General features: G+C 43.3%; 17 protein-coding genes. 4 read left to right on the top strand and 13 right to left on the bottom strand.

What is annotated here, in order from left to right; genetic code table 11:
* Nucleotides 1-29: 29 nt before the first annotated feature.
* The gene (locus MHI55_RS14615) at nucleotides 30-875 is read left to right on the top strand and encodes an AraC family transcriptional regulator (protein ID WP_340390438.1); all 846 of its coding nucleotides are present in this window, start codon (nucleotides 30-32) and stop codon (nucleotides 873-875) included.
* 28 nt (nucleotides 876-903) lie between these two features.
* Here MHI55_RS14615 and MHI55_RS14610 read toward each other — a convergent pair whose 3' ends face one another.
* Both MHI55_RS14610 and MHI55_RS14605 read right to left on the bottom strand, forming a co-directional pair.
* On the bottom strand, nucleotides 904-1,989 hold the full coding sequence (locus MHI55_RS14610) for a glycoside hydrolase family 99-like domain-containing protein (RefSeq protein ID WP_101314021.1): 1,086 nt from the start codon (nucleotides 1,987-1,989) through the stop codon (nucleotides 904-906).
* Nucleotides 1,990-2,049: 60 nt separating this feature from the next.
* Nucleotides 2,050-3,042 (bottom strand): hypothetical protein, encoded by a 993-nt coding sequence (locus MHI55_RS14605; protein WP_340390437.1) that lies wholly within the window; start codon nucleotides 3,040-3,042, stop codon nucleotides 2,050-2,052.
* 287 nt (nucleotides 3,043-3,329) lie between these two features.
* On the opposite strand from MHI55_RS14605, the gene MHI55_RS14600 reads away from it, so the two are divergent.
* Complete coding sequence (locus MHI55_RS14600; protein WP_235200735.1) at nucleotides 3,330-3,737, top strand: hypothetical protein; 408 nt, start codon at nucleotides 3,330-3,332, stop codon at nucleotides 3,735-3,737.
* Nucleotides 3,738-3,848: 111 nt separating this feature from the next.
* Here MHI55_RS14600 and MHI55_RS14595 read toward each other — a convergent pair whose 3' ends face one another.
* From MHI55_RS14595 to MHI55_RS14570, 6 genes are all read right to left on the bottom strand, one after another.
* Complete coding sequence (locus MHI55_RS14595) at nucleotides 3,849-5,198, bottom strand: glycoside hydrolase family 30 beta sandwich domain-containing protein (protein ID WP_340390436.1); 1,350 nt, start codon at nucleotides 5,196-5,198, stop codon at nucleotides 3,849-3,851.
* Between the two features lie 22 nt (nucleotides 5,199-5,220).
* Nucleotides 5,221-6,864 (bottom strand): sugar ABC transporter substrate-binding protein, encoded by a 1,644-nt coding sequence (locus tag MHI55_RS14590; protein ID WP_340390435.1) that lies wholly within the window; start codon nucleotides 6,862-6,864, stop codon nucleotides 5,221-5,223.
* A 37-nt stretch (nucleotides 6,865-6,901) separates the two neighbouring features.
* Nucleotides 6,902-7,789 (bottom strand): carbohydrate ABC transporter permease, encoded by an 888-nt coding sequence (locus MHI55_RS14585; RefSeq protein ID WP_017688674.1) that lies wholly within the window; start codon nucleotides 7,787-7,789, stop codon nucleotides 6,902-6,904.
* 15 nt (nucleotides 7,790-7,804) lie between these two features.
* Complete coding sequence (locus MHI55_RS14580; protein WP_206099103.1) at nucleotides 7,805-8,794, bottom strand: ABC transporter permease subunit; 990 nt, start codon at nucleotides 8,792-8,794, stop codon at nucleotides 7,805-7,807.
* Nucleotides 8,795-8,913: 119 nt separating this feature from the next.
* A complete protein-coding gene (locus MHI55_RS14575; protein ID WP_076317996.1) occupies nucleotides 8,914-9,936 on the bottom strand; it encodes a LacI family DNA-binding transcriptional regulator in 1,023 nt (340 codons plus the stop codon).
* Between the two features lie 180 nt (nucleotides 9,937-10,116).
* Nucleotides 10,117-10,461, bottom strand: coding sequence for a thioredoxin family protein (locus MHI55_RS14570; RefSeq protein WP_036670761.1), 345 nt, complete (start codon nucleotides 10,459-10,461; stop codon nucleotides 10,117-10,119).
* Nucleotides 10,462-10,579: 118 nt separating this feature from the next.
* On the opposite strand from MHI55_RS14570, the gene MHI55_RS14565 reads away from it, so the two are divergent.
* Entirely contained in the window at nucleotides 10,580-10,717 is a 138-nt protein-coding gene (locus MHI55_RS14565; RefSeq protein WP_179086465.1) for a hypothetical protein, read from the top strand.
* A 79-nt stretch (nucleotides 10,718-10,796) separates the two neighbouring features.
* Here MHI55_RS14565 and MHI55_RS14560 read toward each other — a convergent pair whose 3' ends face one another.
* Nucleotides 10,797-11,099 (bottom strand): DUF3817 domain-containing protein, encoded by a 303-nt coding sequence (locus MHI55_RS14560; RefSeq protein ID WP_340390434.1) that lies wholly within the window; start codon nucleotides 11,097-11,099, stop codon nucleotides 10,797-10,799.
* Nucleotides 11,100-11,295: 196 nt separating this feature from the next.
* On the bottom strand, nucleotides 11,296-12,264 hold the full coding sequence (locus tag MHI55_RS14555) for a LacI family DNA-binding transcriptional regulator (protein ID WP_076317997.1): 969 nt from the start codon (nucleotides 12,262-12,264) through the stop codon (nucleotides 11,296-11,298).
* Nucleotides 12,265-12,421: 157 nt separating this feature from the next.
* On the opposite strand from MHI55_RS14555, the gene MHI55_RS14550 reads away from it, so the two are divergent.
* Nucleotides 12,422-13,846 (top strand): glycoside hydrolase family 1 protein, encoded by a 1,425-nt coding sequence (locus tag MHI55_RS14550; RefSeq protein WP_340390433.1) that lies wholly within the window; start codon nucleotides 12,422-12,424, stop codon nucleotides 13,844-13,846.
* A gap of 195 nt (nucleotides 13,847-14,041) precedes the next feature.
* On the opposite strand, the gene MHI55_RS14545 is transcribed toward MHI55_RS14550, so the two are convergent.
* The 3 genes from MHI55_RS14545 to MHI55_RS14535 form a co-directional block, all read right to left on the bottom strand.
* Entirely contained in the window at nucleotides 14,042-14,644 is a 603-nt protein-coding gene (locus MHI55_RS14545) for a sugar O-acetyltransferase (RefSeq protein WP_143781004.1), read from the bottom strand.
* Nucleotides 14,645-14,682: 38 nt separating this feature from the next.
* Nucleotides 14,683-15,249, bottom strand: a complete 567-nt coding sequence (locus MHI55_RS14540; RefSeq protein WP_339199382.1) for a sugar O-acetyltransferase — start codon at nucleotides 15,247-15,249, stop codon at nucleotides 14,683-14,685.
* Nucleotides 15,250-15,468: 219 nt separating this feature from the next.
* Nucleotides 15,469-16,632, bottom strand: a complete 1,164-nt coding sequence (locus MHI55_RS14535; RefSeq protein ID WP_076211793.1) for an MFS transporter — start codon at nucleotides 16,630-16,632, stop codon at nucleotides 15,469-15,471.
* Between the last annotated feature and the right edge of the window lie 46 nt (nucleotides 16,633-16,678).

The raw sequence follows: 16,678 nt of genomic DNA, 5'->3' as shown, positions 1-16,678 counted from the left end.
AATAATAACCTTGTATGGAGATGAAAAGTATGAATCATCAAACTTTGCTTACGAACTACCTGTCCAATCTCCAAGTCGAATTATTCATGGTCAATTACAATCGGTGCGATACGGATTGGCGGGATCTGGATTACACGCCCGATTACAGCAAGTTTTATTTCATATGCGAAGGTGAAGGTTGGCTCAAAATTGGGGATGAGGAGTATTACCCTGCACCTAATCAGATTATTTTAATGCCAGAGGGGATCCAACAGTCCTACTCTGCCATTAATGACCGTCCTTTTCTCAAATATTGGTGTCACTTTAGCGCAAAGGTTGGGGGAATCAATCTGTTCCAAATTCTGAAATTCCCACACATCTGTACGATAGATCAACCTGAGTTGATTCAAGCAATCTTCAGCAGTATCCTTACATATGCAAAATCCGATGAAGTCTATGGCCATATGATGGCCAAGAGCAAACTAACCGAGCTACTGTCCCACTATATAATGAATCTGGATCTGGATCAGATCTCTTTTATTAACGTGCCTGTCATGGAGAAACTGTCCACCATTCTGGCTTATATTGATTCCAACATCGAAGAGAATATTTCGGTTCAGGATCTGGCCCAGATCGCCTACATGCATCCGAATTATTTCATTCGATTCTTCAAGCAGCAGATCGGTGTTCCTCCGATCCTCTATATTACTGGCAAAAAAATCGATAAGGCCAAGGAGTTGCTGGCCTGCACCCCGAACACAATAACCACCATCGCCGAGCATCTCGGTTTCAGTGATTTGTATTATTTCTCCAGACAGTTCAAAAAGCATACAGGGTTAACTCCAACGGAGTACCGCAAACAACAAACGGTACTTACAACGAAACATGGTCTATAAATAAACTCAAAGCAAAGAGAGAGTTCCCTCATTCGGAACTCCCTCCTATAGACTTGTTTCTGTTCGATTCATGCTGAGTTACTTTCTTGAGTTCTCTCAAATAAGCATAACCATAGTTTTGATCCGGCTCAAGATATGCCCCTTCCGCCCACTCATTCCAGGCATTAACAAAAAGATATTCACTTTTGTACAGCGTCCTCGCTCGTTCCATCTGTCTGGACAGATACAGCCCAAACTTCTCTGGGGTGGCCCCGAGCGTACTCTGTCCGTCAACACCTCTCCGCGGTGTATTATCCCAATTGACAAAAGCACCTGGATAGACAATTTCTCCGTTACGGTGTGGTGTTCGTTCGAGAATGGAGGACCATACCTTGTCGTAATTCACAGCAATATGCTGCTGTCCCTTGATGTTCATTTCGATCCAGATTCCATTCATATGTCCATGTGCAAACGTATAATGCGGTTCAAATTCCATACTCGCATCAAAGATCTGACCATTAAATGTAGGGAATCCACCAATGGTCTGAACAAAATGAATCCCATTCAGGCCATGTTTCAAAGCCAATTCACGCCAAAACTGAATCATTTCCTCACATTGCGGAATACTGGCTGGTCGATAGATCAGAAATAATGGCTTACCTTCCACTCGAATATATCGTTTGTCCTTAAATACTTTTACCAGATAATTAAAATGTTCTTCCCAATCCTCTCGATCCCCATAATTCTGGGCCATGAGAATATCGGATTCTTGCCCATCCCATTTTCTTGTCCATGTCTCATTGGCCCAGGACAAGCAAAAAGGAAAATCAGGCTCCCCACTATCCAAAATTTCATTCACTGGTTTTTCCAGCAAACGCTTGCCTTTGAACCAATAATGATAATAACAAAATCCATAAATGCCATGCTGTTTAGCCGTTTCCGCTTGCCATTTTCGTACATCTGGATCGGAAAGATCATAATATTTCCCCTGAAATGGCTGTTTAGGCTGATGATGACCCGAATATAAAGGCGCGGCTTTTTTTACATTCGTCCATTCGGTAAAACCGTCCCCCCACCATCGGTCGTTCTCCTCAATCCGGTGAAATTGGGGCAGATGCAGAGCAATTACCTTCAATCAGAACTCCTCCAATGCAGCAACATGATGCAGCCTACGCTCCTGTGATTTTGGGATGATTTATATGAAAATGATATCCAGCAGTCGCAATGTTTTTTGTAGATGGGATTGATTATATTTCATGTATGCCAGAGCATGGCTAGCGGCCAGTCTCCTTGCATCAACACTCTGCCAGTAATGTTCAAACTTCTGAGTGAGTTCTTCACAAGAGTTGTATTGTTGAAAGTTACTAAGGTCAATCCCGTTGCTCTGATTCACAGATGGTCCTATGAGCTGAAACGTCCCACATGCGGCAATTTCCATCACGTTTTTGATTGATTCGCCACTTTGAATAACCAGTTTACTTCCGTTATATAACATCTGACGAGCTTCATTCGTATGAACAGGCTTGAAATCCCCGATCTGTGCCCAACCCTTTCCATCTACCCGAACCTTTTTGTTATCCAAAAGACCCGATTTGGCAACAGCGGTGACGATGCCATCCGATTCTGCATCCCCGATGATATAAACATCCGATTCGTACTCCGAGGGAACAGCTTGCGGACAGAATATATGTGGATCAGGCGGCATGAACAGTTCATGACTACCAGTGCTTCCCATATGATGCTGATCATCGCTTATTTGGGTTGAATGTTGTGTAAACACGTGATCAAAAATCGGTAGAATAGTTTCGCTTTGGTTCACATGTTGATCGGCAGACAACCAGATGGCCTTCTTCACGGTTGATGTCCTTAATGCTGTAATATTCTCATCCGGCAAGTTTTCTTCGCTTCCGATGACCATAATTAGGTCAACATCATTAGAAGACAAGCAGGCTGACACGGATTCGATATATTTAATCTCATTCACATTTCTCACGAGATGTTTCAGACTCTGTTCAATCAGGACGCAATGTGATGACATTTCTCGGTCATTACAAGGAGTGATAAGAAGCACATTTAACTCCTTATAGATCACTTTTGGTACTTCTCGGGTAGGTATGCTTCCCACCTGCATCATTTTCAGCCATTGCTGATTCAGTTCCAATTGCTGTACTTCCATATGTTTACGCATGGATTTGAGTTTCCTGTTCAGAACCACATTCATCTGTCTCAGGAATAACCGGTTCGCATCATGAACTGAACGTTTCTTTTTCGCGGACTTAACCTGCGTTCTTGACTTCTTTTGGATAACAAACCCTCCTGTTCCATGCGAAAACATTCTCTGCCTACAATATGCACGAAATAGTGTTTCGCTAACTCTTTATCTGCAAAAGGGGCTTTATCCCAAGTATATAATGTGTAGCCACCCGGATCATTCCAGATCTTGTCCTCATAGAATATAAGAATACTATATAGGAGATGATATCTTTGCCAACATTTGATAGCATCCTTGTCACCGGTAATCAGACCATTAACCAAGATCTGCAAGTTAATGGTAATCAAACCGTTGGTGTCGATCTAAACGTCAATGGCAGTCAGACCATAACAGGAAGCCTTCAAATCAACGCCAGCTCCTCGATTGTCAACCATTTGGGTGTAGGCGGAGTGATTGAAGCTGGAGATAGCGTTAAGGCCGCTACACAATTAATGGCACTTAATCAACCTACTCTTCCACTCTCCCTACCCGTTTTGCAACAACTCAGATATTACAATCCTGGTGTTGCAGGTCAACCCGGTCTGGTCTTAACAGGGACTGCTGGCAATCAATATATACTGTTCGTTGATGAAAGTAGCGGGACACCCCATCTCGCCATTCAACCCGTATAAGATAACCCTGAATCAGATGAGTTTCACCAAAAGAAGCGATATCCGTGTACACTCCGGATATCGCTTCTTTTGGTTTCTTTTCTGATGAAACCTGGTTATAACTCCATCCATTTAAAAATCTGTGATTAATACGGACAAGACACTCTTGCTTTCCAGCTGGAACTTCATTAATACATCGTCGCACAGCTTAACCTGTATGTTGCCCGTCTCCTCCCCATCATTGAAGAGGACTAACGCTACGGAACCATCGGCATTTTTACAAGCCACAGAACAAATTCCATCATCACTGGATGTTGATTCGATCCGAACAGCCTTCGGGCGGATCACAGCACTGAAATGTGCCAGGGCATAATAATCAAGTGTATACGTAAGTTCCTTTGTTTGCTGATTCACCTGGACGATCCCACGACACGTACTGCGGCCAAATCCCGGAACGGTTGGCCCGTTGTTCTCATCAAGTGCCATATTCCAAAGTACAAAGGACTTGCTGTAATTGCGAAGAATCTGAATTCCCGTTCGCATCACATTTGAGAAGGCTTGCTCAAATGGCGGGATCCACTCTCCACCCGAACCTTCAGTGAAATGCACTTCTTTACCTGCAAAAGCTTCATAAACCTTCGTTTGAGCAGAAGCATCGCCCCCGTACCAATGCCAGGCTACGCCATCCACTTCCTCTCCCGCTTGTTCAAGTACGGTCAGAGGATAGTCCGGTTGATCCCAGTTGTGATCGTAACAGAGAATCTTGGTTTGAATATCGTTTTGCACAAAGGCTGGTTTGAGATGGTTTTTGATAAAATCTGCTTGAGCTTCGGCTGGCATCAACATACCAGGATAATGTCCCGGTTCATAGAGCGCCTCATTCTGTGGTGTGATGGCATGGATCGGTAATCCATGCTTGCCATACGCTTGAATGTATTTCACGAAATATTCAGCATAAACGGGATACCATTCAGCCTTTAATTGTCCGGTAATCATTGAGCCGCTCGTTTTCATCCATCCCGGTGCACTCCATGGTGAAGCAAACAGCTTCAGTTCAGGATTCAATGCCAACGCCTTTTGCGTTAAAGGAATAACGTCCCCTTCATCATGTGCAATGCTGAATTGGGTTAAGTCCGGGTCTGTCTGCTGTTCTGGCATATCATTATAACTGTATACCGTTCTCGCATAGTCCGAAGCGCCCATCGGATTACGGATGACTGACAGCCCGATCCCTTTCTCCGGATGGAATAGTCGGGTCATGACCTCATCCCGTTGTTCATCATTCAAGATTTGATTAATCAGATAGGCGGAAGAATCGGTAAAAGAAGCACCAAATCCGTCCATCTCCTGATACGTTAACTGATCATCCAGATGGATGGTCGTTGTCTCCTTATCAGCATCCCGTGGTTTCAATTGCTCTTGGGATAGAGATACGAATAAATCTTCTTCGCCCGTAGATTTGTACATTTTGAATGTCGTCATAGGATTCTCCTTTGTATTTCAATTATTGAATACCTAGTTTCTCTTTGTTCAATTTCATCTTTTCACTGCGTACCTTCACAATCTCTTCCCAACGGTTCTCACCTAAAAATGACTTGTAAGAAGCCAGTGCATTGTCATACGAGGCATCATCTTTGGAACGTACCATACTGACCAATGTTGTATTCCACTTCGTATTGATTGCTGACAACGCACGAGCTTCAGGTGTACCTTGATCCGGGCTAATATTCTCCAGAATAAAGTGTGGTTTCAGCTTGCCTTTGCCCCACTCCTGCATCTGTTTAATCGCTTCTGGAAAAGCATCTGCACTGAGTGCTTTGTGGCGGTCATGACCGAAGAACATAAATTCACCCATCCGATAATCTTTTTTGAATTGATCCGCATTATTGAGTTGCAGGTCTTTCACTGCTGGCAGCAGTTCTACACTACCGTCGGCTTTGGTTTGGTAGGTTTCCCCCTCGATCCCGTAATTCATAAGCGTCTGTCCTTCTTCACTCAGCAAGTATGTGAATATCTGAATGGCCTTGGCCGGATCTTTACAGTCTTTGGAAATGAAATTGATCATCCACCCGGTAATTCCGGATTGATTCAATGTTGGTGCATTTCCTTTGGTGCTCTGTGGTCCATCGATAGCAACATATTCTTTGCCTGGATTCGCACTCATGTAGATTTGCAAGTTTCCTCCTTGTTGAGGTGTACCGTCAAGCAGCATGGTTGCATATTTACCGGACTTCACTTTTTCTTCAAAAGCGGTTCCATCATCGGCAAAACTGTCATCACTGATATTGCCGTCTCTATACACGGTGTTCAATGTTTTCAACCACGTGAGGTAATCTTCATCCAGATTACGATCATAGAATTCTCCTGATTCGGTCTCCAACGGAACACCGATGAAATCTTGCAACGTATCCCCGAGTGAACCTGTTCCTTCACCAATGGAGTTGAATCCAAACGGAATCAGCGCAGGGAACTCTTGCTTAATTCGTTTCATCACACTCTGGAATTCTTCTGGCGTTCCAATAACAGGGCTGCCCAATGCTTCGTACACATCTTTACGAATGATAAATGCCGTTTTGGCAGGAATGTTACCGCTATCATAATCCTCTTGTGTATTGGAATAGTTCGGGTAACCATACGTTTTACCGTCTGCCAACTGGAACCAGTTCAACGTATCGGCAGCCGCTACCTTATTGAAGTAAGGATCATATTTTTCCGCCAGATCGTTCAGCGGCATCGCCCAGGTTGCAGCTTTTTGTACCACAGGAGAATTGGAGTCAAATACGGTCAGCAAGTCAGGCATATCTCCACCGGCGAAAAAGGTGTTTAACTTGGTATCATCACCTGTGATAAATTTAATATTGATGTTCAGATCCTCTTTGATTTTCTTGGTAACAATGTCCTTGCCAAAATCAGTGTTCCACCAGTCCGCATTGACGTACCATGTCAGGTCGGTAGCCTCTTCCTTTTTATCCAACTGCCAAGCTGGCTTTTCCGGGTCAACCGTATAACGATCTTCAATGGATACCCAGTTCCCTTCACTAGAGCCCCCCGATCCACCACTGCAACCTGTAATCATAAGTACGGCTGTGAGCAGTGTTGCGAGCAATTTAATCCCTTTTTTGCCTGCTGCCTTGTTCAACTTCAACATATTTTTGTTCCTCCTCAAAATGGGGTATTGGTTGCTCCTATTCCTTGACTGCTCCGAGCATCATTCCCGAGATAAAGTATCTCTGAACGATGGGATAGATCAGCACGATAGGGAGTGTCGTAATGACAATGGTGGCTAGCTGCACGCCTTTGGTCGTTGTTTCTATCACAGCCGAACCCCCGACATTTTGCATGGATTGTGTCTGGGACTGAACGATAATCTCATACAACATCATCTGAAGTGGATACAGTGACTGATCGGTAATGTATAACTTGGTTGTCATGAAGTCGTTCCATTGCCCCACCCCATTAAATAGCGCAATTGTAGCCATGGCAGGCATGGAGAGTGGAATGAAGATTTTCAGGAAAATATGCCAATCGCCTGCACCGTCAATCTTGGCCGATTCTTCCAGCGAATCCGGGACATTCCGGAAGAAATTCATCAGAATTACGACATCATAGAAGCTGAACAACGCCGGAATAATGTACACCCAGAAGCTGTTTAACAATCCAAGTGATTTGATTAACAGGTATGTCGGGATCATGCCGCCCGAGAAGAACATGGTAATAACACCCATGGCAACGTATAATTTACGGCCTCTTATGTACTTTTTGCTCAGACCGTAACCAACCATGGCACAGAAGAACACATGTGTAACAACGCCAATCGTTGTTTTGGACACCGATATGAAGAAGGCCTGCCAGATGCCCTGATCATTGAATACAGCTCTGTAATTCTCCAGCGAGAATTCCGGTGACCAGAAGATGAACCCACCTTCCGCCAACGCTTTGCCTGAGCTAAAGGAAGAGATGATGACATTCCAGAGCGGGACCAGAATAACGATCGTACAGATGATTAACAAAATCATATTTAAGGTATCAAAGATCCGACTATCGAGATCTTCTTTTGCCACCTTTCCATTCACGCGGGATGCCTCCTTCTACAACACAGATTGATTATCGTTTAATTTGCTTGTGATTTTGTTTGCCGTGACGAGTAGAATGACAGAGATGATGGAGACACCCAAGCCAACGGCCGTTGCATATGAAAAGTCGCCCTGAGACATCCCCATACGATAGACGTACGAATTAATGACTTCTGCTTTGTCGCGGTTCTGGGAGTTCATGAGGACCAGTGTCTGATCCAGATTGGACCCTAATAAACCGCTTACAGTTAAAATCAGATTTAGGCTGATAATGGATCTCATATTAGGCAATGTGATATTCCAGATCTGTCTAAGACGGCTTGCACCATCAATTTTGGCCGCTTCATAATACGTAGGATCAATCTTTGCCATGATCGCCAGATACAGAATCGTTCCCCAACCTGCTTCTTTCCAAATATCCGATAACGTAGCAATCCACCAATACTTTCCTGCATCCAGCAAGATGTTCTGCGGTTGCGAGATCACTCCCAGGCTAAGTAACAACTGATTAAATAAGCCCGTTGTCGAAAACCAGGTGATCAGCATTCCCCCAAGTACGATCCAGGACAAAAAGTGAGGTAAATATGAAACCGTTTGCACAAACTTCTTGAATCGTCCGCTGTTTAACTCGTAGATCATGATTGCGAGAATGATCGGAATGACAAACCCGATACCTAATTTCAAAAAACTGATCCCCAGCGTATTCACTACTGCATCCCAGAAGTATTTATCTGATAAAATGATTCTGAAATTATCGAGCCCTACCCAAGGAGCGGTAGCAAGCGTATCAATGACCGTGTAATTTTTGAAGGCAATTGTCAAACCGTAAATCGGGATGTAACAGAAAATAATCATAAAGATAATGCCTGGGATAATCATCGATTGAATCTCCCATTGTCTCCGATAATCGACTATGAATTCTTTAATCCGTTGCCCGATGGGTTTCTTCCCATTGGGACTGATCGCATTTTTACCGGTTGAAGTCTCTACGGCTAATTTATCCACGTTTTTTTACTCCCCTCCATCATGCATACATGTTTATAAAAACGTTTTTATTTTTGGACATAAAAAACCCCTTTGTTTTTATTTATGTAAAAAAAGACCGGAGAAGAAGCTGAGTCAACTTATGTGCGGTAGTCTTTCCGGTCGATCTTCACATGGCTTGAACCTCTCACCACCAGCTCACCCGTCAATTTCTGTGCAGCCCCTTGTTCTTTCTCCTTGATCATACCCACCAGTTGATTGATTGCCAGAATACCCTGTCTTGCAATTTGATTTCTTACCGTTGTAAGCGGTGGAGAAAAATACTGTGCGATATCAATATCGTCAAAACCCACGACACTAACATCTTGAGGCACTTCAAAGCCCTCAGACTTCAACGCATGCATACAGCCAATTGCACTCAAGTCATTCCCTGCAAGAAATGCATCAGGCCGCTTGCCGGGGTGCAAATGAAGAAAAGATTTTATCGCACTATACGTGCTCTCCTCCTCAAAATACCCTTGTATAATGTAATCTTCATCGATTGGAAGCTGGTATTCATGCAAGGCAGCCAAATAGCCGTCTCTACGCTGCACACTGTCAAACATCGTGTCCACACCCGAAATATAAGCAATTTTCTTGTGCCCCAGCCCAATTAAATACTTGGTTGCTTCATAAGCAGCCACATACGAGTCAAAAATGACACTTCCCATCGTATCACTCTGATAGACCCGATCCAGAAAAACCGCCTTGATCTTGTCTTTCTCCATGGCGATAATATCTTGCTCATCAATCCGAAGCTCTTCGTAGATAATGACACCATCCACCCGCCGACCCAAAATATTACTCATAATAACGTGTTTATCCTTGGTCACAAATACATTCAAACCATACCCAAGACGATCACATTCGCGAGACATTGATTCAACCAGCTTATAAAAATACGGACCCGATACACTTGTAGTGAAAAAACCAAGCATTTTGGTTTGACCGGACTTCAACAGCTTGCCATTCAGATTGGGCACATAATTTAAACGCTCTGCCACCTTAAGAACATGTGATTTTGTCTCCGGGTTCAAGACATCCACACCATTTAAGGCGTTGGAGACCGTAGATATGGATACGCCCGCTTCCCTTGCTACATCTTTAATCGTTATCTTTGCCATAAGTTTTGTTCCTTTACTATAAAAACGTTTTTATAATGTTTAAATTATCATAAAACCGTTTTCATGGCAACACTTTAATTTGCGAGTTCAGGCATCATGTACTTTATTCATAGCTATATGCCACTGCGGGCGCAAAAAAACGGCTCATGTATGAGCCGCCGTTCATGAAGCTTTAGCTTTCTATTCCTCATCCTGGATATACATGGAGTGAATCTGTTGCAGCTGCTCTTCCAGACGTTCCAAGCGAACAAAACGATCCGCTCGAATATATTCCTTCTGCTCCACAAGCATGATCATTGTTGGAACGGTAAAAATAAGAAACTTGGAAGCAACTTCTTCCACGTCGTTAGCATTAATGTGACCGAGGTATATTGATGGATAAGGTTCAAGCAACGCCCTGATCTTGGGGAGTAAAGCGTGACATACACTGCACTCTGGACGAGATACATACAAAAAAACCAATTCATGTTGTTGAATAACTTCTTCAACCATTTCTATGGATGTTAACTCATGAATATCTTTCATAGAAGCTCAACCCTTTCGATCATTCAATAGCTTGCTCATTTAAACTTTTTCTTTTCAAGTATAGCCTATGTGCGTTAGAATCAAATGGAATATATCCCCATATGAAAGAGGTTATGGTATGAAAAAATCATTCTTATTTCTGTTCACTACCCTGGTTGTTGTTACTTCCTTCTCGGCGTATACACCTGTGTCGAATGCCTCAGGCGATATTGGAGTCAGCTTATTGTCCGATCGTCAGCAAGGTACAGTAAAGTAGAACTTGTACAGAAAGTAACAGGCGACAATTCGGATAACATCTGAATTAGTCGCCTGCTTTCATTTATTCTTATTGATTTTTATTTCCAATCTCTCTTCCGAAGATAAGATTCGAATACAAAAGTTCCAAACGGCAGTAGACCGGCGAGTCCACCCATCAGCCAGCGTGTTATCTTCCACTTTTTGACCAGAGCCAAATGCACAAGGGCAATAAGGTACAAAGGAAATAAAATACCATGAATCATGCCCATTACGGCTACAGCGGAAGAGATATCTGCAAAATATTTCAGAGGCATAGCAATAAAAATCAACAGAAGTAAGGATATGCCCTCCCATATGCCCGCAATTCTGAATCGGCCTGTCACTGTTTTCATAAAGTCCATTCTCACCTTTCCCACTAATCGTTTGTGAAATATGTAACTTGTAACATGATACAAAAACCTCACGCCACATCTCTGTACAAATATGTCGTTCTGAAGCTCATATTCAGTATAACGTATGACTCCGATTCAAAGATGTTTCAAATTTGAATAATTATTGAATCCATAAAACCAGATTCCCACATCAAGTCTTACGGATTCAAGTCGTCTCACGCTCAATCAGCTGGTATGTTAGCTGTTCTGTCTTCAACTCTGTTTTACCCAATACGGCCCACAATTGATGGAAAGCCTGGGTGGCTTGCTCTGCAATCGGATTGTGTATGGTCGTGATTCCAAGAACACGGGAAAGCTCGATATCATCAAACCCCACAATGGCGAGTTGTTCCGGTACCTGAATATTCCGTCTGCGTGCTTCACTCAGAATGCCGATGGCCGCATAATCATTGGAACATAATACGGCCTGTGGAAGTTCTGGCCCCTCAGCCATTCTTCGCATCGCTTCTTCGCCATCGGACGAGCTAAATACTGAATATTGATACGCTTCAGTCCACACATGCAACCCTCTGCTCTTCATGAAAGATTCATAGGCTTCACGGCGGCTCTGGGTATTCAAACTTTCAGCCCTGCCAAATGCATTTGCAATTCGGGTGTATCCTCTCGAAACCAGATGCTCCAGAGCTAACTTATACCCTTCTGCCTGATCCATAGCAACAGACGGAATCTCGTCATTCCCCATTCGCTGCCAGGAGACAATCGGACCGTATTCCAAATACGCCTTTAATTTCCGAGGATCATTAACACAAGCAATAATAACTAGCCCATCGACTCGTTTACTGCGCAGATCTTCGAAAGCCTGCAATTCAATCTCCGGATCTCCACGGGATGTATAGATAATCGTCTGAAACCCAAAATCCATGGCTGTATCAATGAATTGATTCATGAATGTAAGAATGATCTCACCTGTGGTAGAGGTCACAATTCCAATCTGCTTTGTTTGCCCTGTAGATAACGATATCGCATTCCGGTTGGGAATATAATTCAACTGTTTCATAATATCCGTTATGATCTGTCTTGCTTCATCACTAACATGCGGAGAATGATTAATCACGCGTGACACCGTCGCTTTTGAGTAACCGGACCGCTTCATAATTTCATCAAACTTGGACATCGGAGACTCCCTTCTTGCTAACGAACTATAGAATAATAGTATGCATCAAATCTGGGTCAAAAGTAAAACTTGACGTGTAACCCGTTACAACGTTTAAGCTTTTTTTATGTCATACATGAATCATCTTAATATCAATTTGATGAATGGAGCGATACACATGAGTAATCATACTTATCAATTCCCGGAAAATTTCCTGTGGGGTGGCGCAATTGCAGCCAACCAGGCTGAAGGTGCATACAATCAAGGCGGCAAAGGATTATCTACTCAGGATGTAGCTCCCAAAGGCATCATGGGTCCAATCACGGAAGAACCCACTGAAGATAACATGAAACTGATCGGTATCGATCTGTATCATCGCTACAAGGAAGATGTGAAACTGTTTGCCGAGATGGGCTTCAAGGTATTCCGTACTTCCATCGCCTGGTCCCGGATTTTCCCAAAAGGGGACGAGCTGGAACCAAATGAAGAAGGTCTTCAATTCTACGATGATCTGTTTGACGAGTGTCACAAATACGGGATCGAACCACTCGTTACGCTATCCCACTATGAGACACCTCTTCACTTGTCCAAAGAATACGACGGCTGGGTTAACCGAAAAATGGTTGGATTCTATGAGCGTTATGTAACTGCCGTATTTAAACGTTATAAGAATAAAGTGAAATACTGGCTTACCTTTAACGAAATCAATTCGATTCTTGAAGCACCCTTCATGAGCGGTGGTATCTACACGCCTAAGGAGAAGCTTAGCAAGCAAGATCTGTATCAAGCGATCCATCATGAGTTTGTAGCCAGTGCTTCCGCTGTGAAGCTCTGTCATGAGATCATTCCTACGGCACAGATTGGTTGTATGATGCTCAGTATGCCGACCTACCCGCTGACACCAAATCCAGACGATATGATTAAAGTCATGGAATTCGAACATAGCAACTATTTCTTCGGCGATGTACACGTAAGAGGTCGCTACCCTGGTTATATGAAACGTTACTTCCGTGAAAATGGAATCGAGATTCAGATGGAAGCTAGCGACGAAGAAATGTTACTGAATACAGTAGACTTTATCTCTTTCAGTTATTACATGAGTATCTGTCAGACAGCAGACCCGGAGAAACAAATCGCAGGTGAAGGTAACCTGCTTGGGGGTGTACCTAACCCTTATCTGCCAGCAAGTGAATGGGGATGGCAGATTGACCCGCAAGGATTGCGTTATGTGCTTAACATGTTCTATGACCGTTATCAAAAACCACTGTTTATTGTAGAAAATGGTCTTGGTGCTGTTGATGAATTGATCACGGGTGCGGACGGCGAGAAAACAGTTGAAGATGACTACCGCATCCAGTATCTGAATGATCATCTGGTTCAGGTTGGTGAAGCTATTGAAGATGGCGTTGAAATTATGGGTTATACATCATGGGGTTGCATTGATGTTGTAAGTGCGTCTTCTGCCCAGTTGAAAAAACGTTATGGCTATATCTATGTGGATCGTCATGACGATGGATCAGGAACACTCGAACGTTATCGCAAGAAATCCTTCCATTGGTACAAAGAAGTGATCAGCGGTAACGGGAAAAGTTTGCAACGTTAAGGTTCTTTAAGCAAATGTAACAGATACATTCTTCTATCCCCCAGACATATCACATAAAAAAGTGTCGGTTATACGATACCTTGGCATGTTTTCTGTCTGGGGGATTTTATTTTTATTTTCAAAAAGAAACACCCGATGATACACATCGGGCATTCTCCATTAGCGACTATCACGTTGTTCACTATTTATTCTTCACTAGATGTTCCTCACTACATCCCTGCTGTACTTTGTTTTGTCTTCTTCCGTTATCTTGCGAAGGACCCTGCAAGGATTACCCGCAGCGATCACACCAGACGGTATACTCTTGGTCACTACGCTCCCTGCGCCGATGATCGTATTATCTCCGATCGTCACACCGGCAAGAACTGTCACACCGCCACCGATCCATACATTATTGCCCACCGTGATGGGTCCAACGATCTCCAGACCTTCATTGCGCTGCTCAACATCATAAGGGTGGCCTGCAGTATAAAATCCACAATTGGGCGCAACAAAAACGTTATCTCCAAAACTGATTTTTCCTCCATCCAGCATGACAATATTATGATTGCTGTAGAAGTTCTCACCAATTTCAATATTATAGCCGTAATCACATACAAATGGCTGTTCAATCAGGAAACGATCCGTCGTTTTCCCCAGCAGTTTCTTGATCAACGCTTCTCTTTCATTGATCTTGGCTGGATGGAGCTGGTTATAATCGTAACAAAGTCCTTTGGCATGTAAACGCTCTTCAATTAACTCTTGATCATAATTGGCATTATATAAGAGCCCCAATTGAGATTTTTCTTTTTCAGTCATCATTTCGTAAGCACTTCCCATCTTCTATCTAAAATAAATTAAAGCTCAATCTCTCTAATAATTCTAGCAGGATTACCGCCCACAATCATATTATCCGGAACATCCTTTGTTACCACAGACCCGGAAGCAATGACCACGTTGTCTCCAATGGTAACCCCCGGATTAATAACAGCTCTACCACCAATCCATACATTATTGCCAATCGTGACTGGCTTGCCATATTCTGCACCCGTATTGCGCTCATGCGGATGGAGTGGATGAGTAGCCGTATAGATATGTACATCTGGTCCCATTAAGCAATGGTCTCCAATACGAACTTCACACACATCTAATATCGTACAGTTAAAATTGCTATAAAAATGATTGCCTACATGAATGTTATATCCATAATCCACATGAATATTAGGTTCCATGCCCAGGTGTTCACCTGTAGATCCCAACAGTTCCTTCAATAACTTGGTGCGAAGCTCACCGTCCGTTTCCGTCGTTTGATTGAACATTCGCGTCATTTTCCTTGCATACTCTCTGTCCTCAGACAATTGAAGATCCGAAGCCATGTACAGCTCGCCATCCAGCATTTTTTGTTTTTCCGTCTTCGTAGTCATGATCACCGCTCCCTCATTACACATCATGTAATTCAACATTAAATAATACTTTTAAAAACTCTTTTAATTATATAGATTAGTATGAATAAAGCAAGTTTTGCTCGATATGAAAATGGTTTATTCTACTGACGCGTGCTCTAGCGAAACAGCAAAAAAACCTCTACACCCATTAGACTATGGGAATGCAGAGGTTCAAGCTTTTTGTCTAATTTCTTTATTCTAAGCAACCGCCTGAACGGTTTTTTCCTTAACGCTAATGGCATATATGGCAGTCACCAAACCAAGCAGAATCAGAACAGAACCAACCCATCCGGTGTTCAGAATCGATGAATGATCGATCACCATGCCGCCGATATAGGTACCCAGTGCAATACCTGCATGTGCAATACCTGAGTTTGTGCTAATTAGCGTTTCGGCTGTTTCCGGCGACGTTTTGATAATGAGACTATTCTGTACAGGTGTAACGGTCCAACTCAGTGCACTCCAGATGCTTAACAATAACAAGAAGGCGATCAAAGGCAATCCCACACTGAACGGAATGACAGCCATACTCACGATAAAGGGAATCAGCACAATGATAATGGCTTTAGCAGGATGCAGACGATCGGATAACATGCCCCCGATTCCTCCCCCTGCAACAGCGGCGATTCCAAACATCATATAGATAAAGGTGACCATCGTCGCACTGGCACCCAGCGTTTCTTGCAAGAATGGCGTGAAATACGCATATAAAGTCAAATGACCCGCAAGCACAAGCAAAGTCGTAGCATGGATTGCCAACATTTTTGGATTCCACAGAGCCGTAAGCTGTTTCTTCAAGGATACAGCAGGAATAGGCTGCACACGATCCATCGCAATCCAGATGGCCACCATAACCACTGCTGTGAGAATAGCGATCAACATAAACACCTCACGCCAGCCTGCCAAGTTACCTACAAAGATTCCAAGAGGTACACCCAGGATAAGTGATGCACTACCTCCCATCGTAATGATCCCCACGGCGCGTCCTTTATACTGTGGTTCCACAATGCGAGCTGCAAGGGTCAGGGAGAGCACAAAAATAAGTGAACCCGTGGCGGCTCCGAGTGCTCTGCCCGCCATCAGCATATAAAAGCTGGAACTAAATGCAGAGATCAGATTACTGATCAGAAATACAAACAGCGTACACATATATACTTTTTTACGCTCGAATCTGGCCGTCATATTTAATAAAATCGGCGCAGACAACGCATAGACAAGTGAGAAAATAGAGATTAAATACCCGGCTTTCGCCAGGGAAAGATGAAGATCCGTAGCAATCAGGTCCAGAATTCCGCCCAAAATCAGTTCAACGGTTCCGACCACAAATGCTGCGATAGCAAGCACATATACTTTCTTATTCATTTTGAATCCTCCTCAAAAAGTTACAACTACGATAGTAACCCATAAG

The organism is Paenibacillus sp. FSL E2-0151 (assembly GCF_037993015.1).
GTDB classification, from domain to species: Bacteria; Bacillota; Bacilli; order Paenibacillales; family Paenibacillaceae; genus Paenibacillus; species Paenibacillus amylolyticus.
This window is presented reverse-complemented; position numbering and strand designations above follow the sequence as displayed.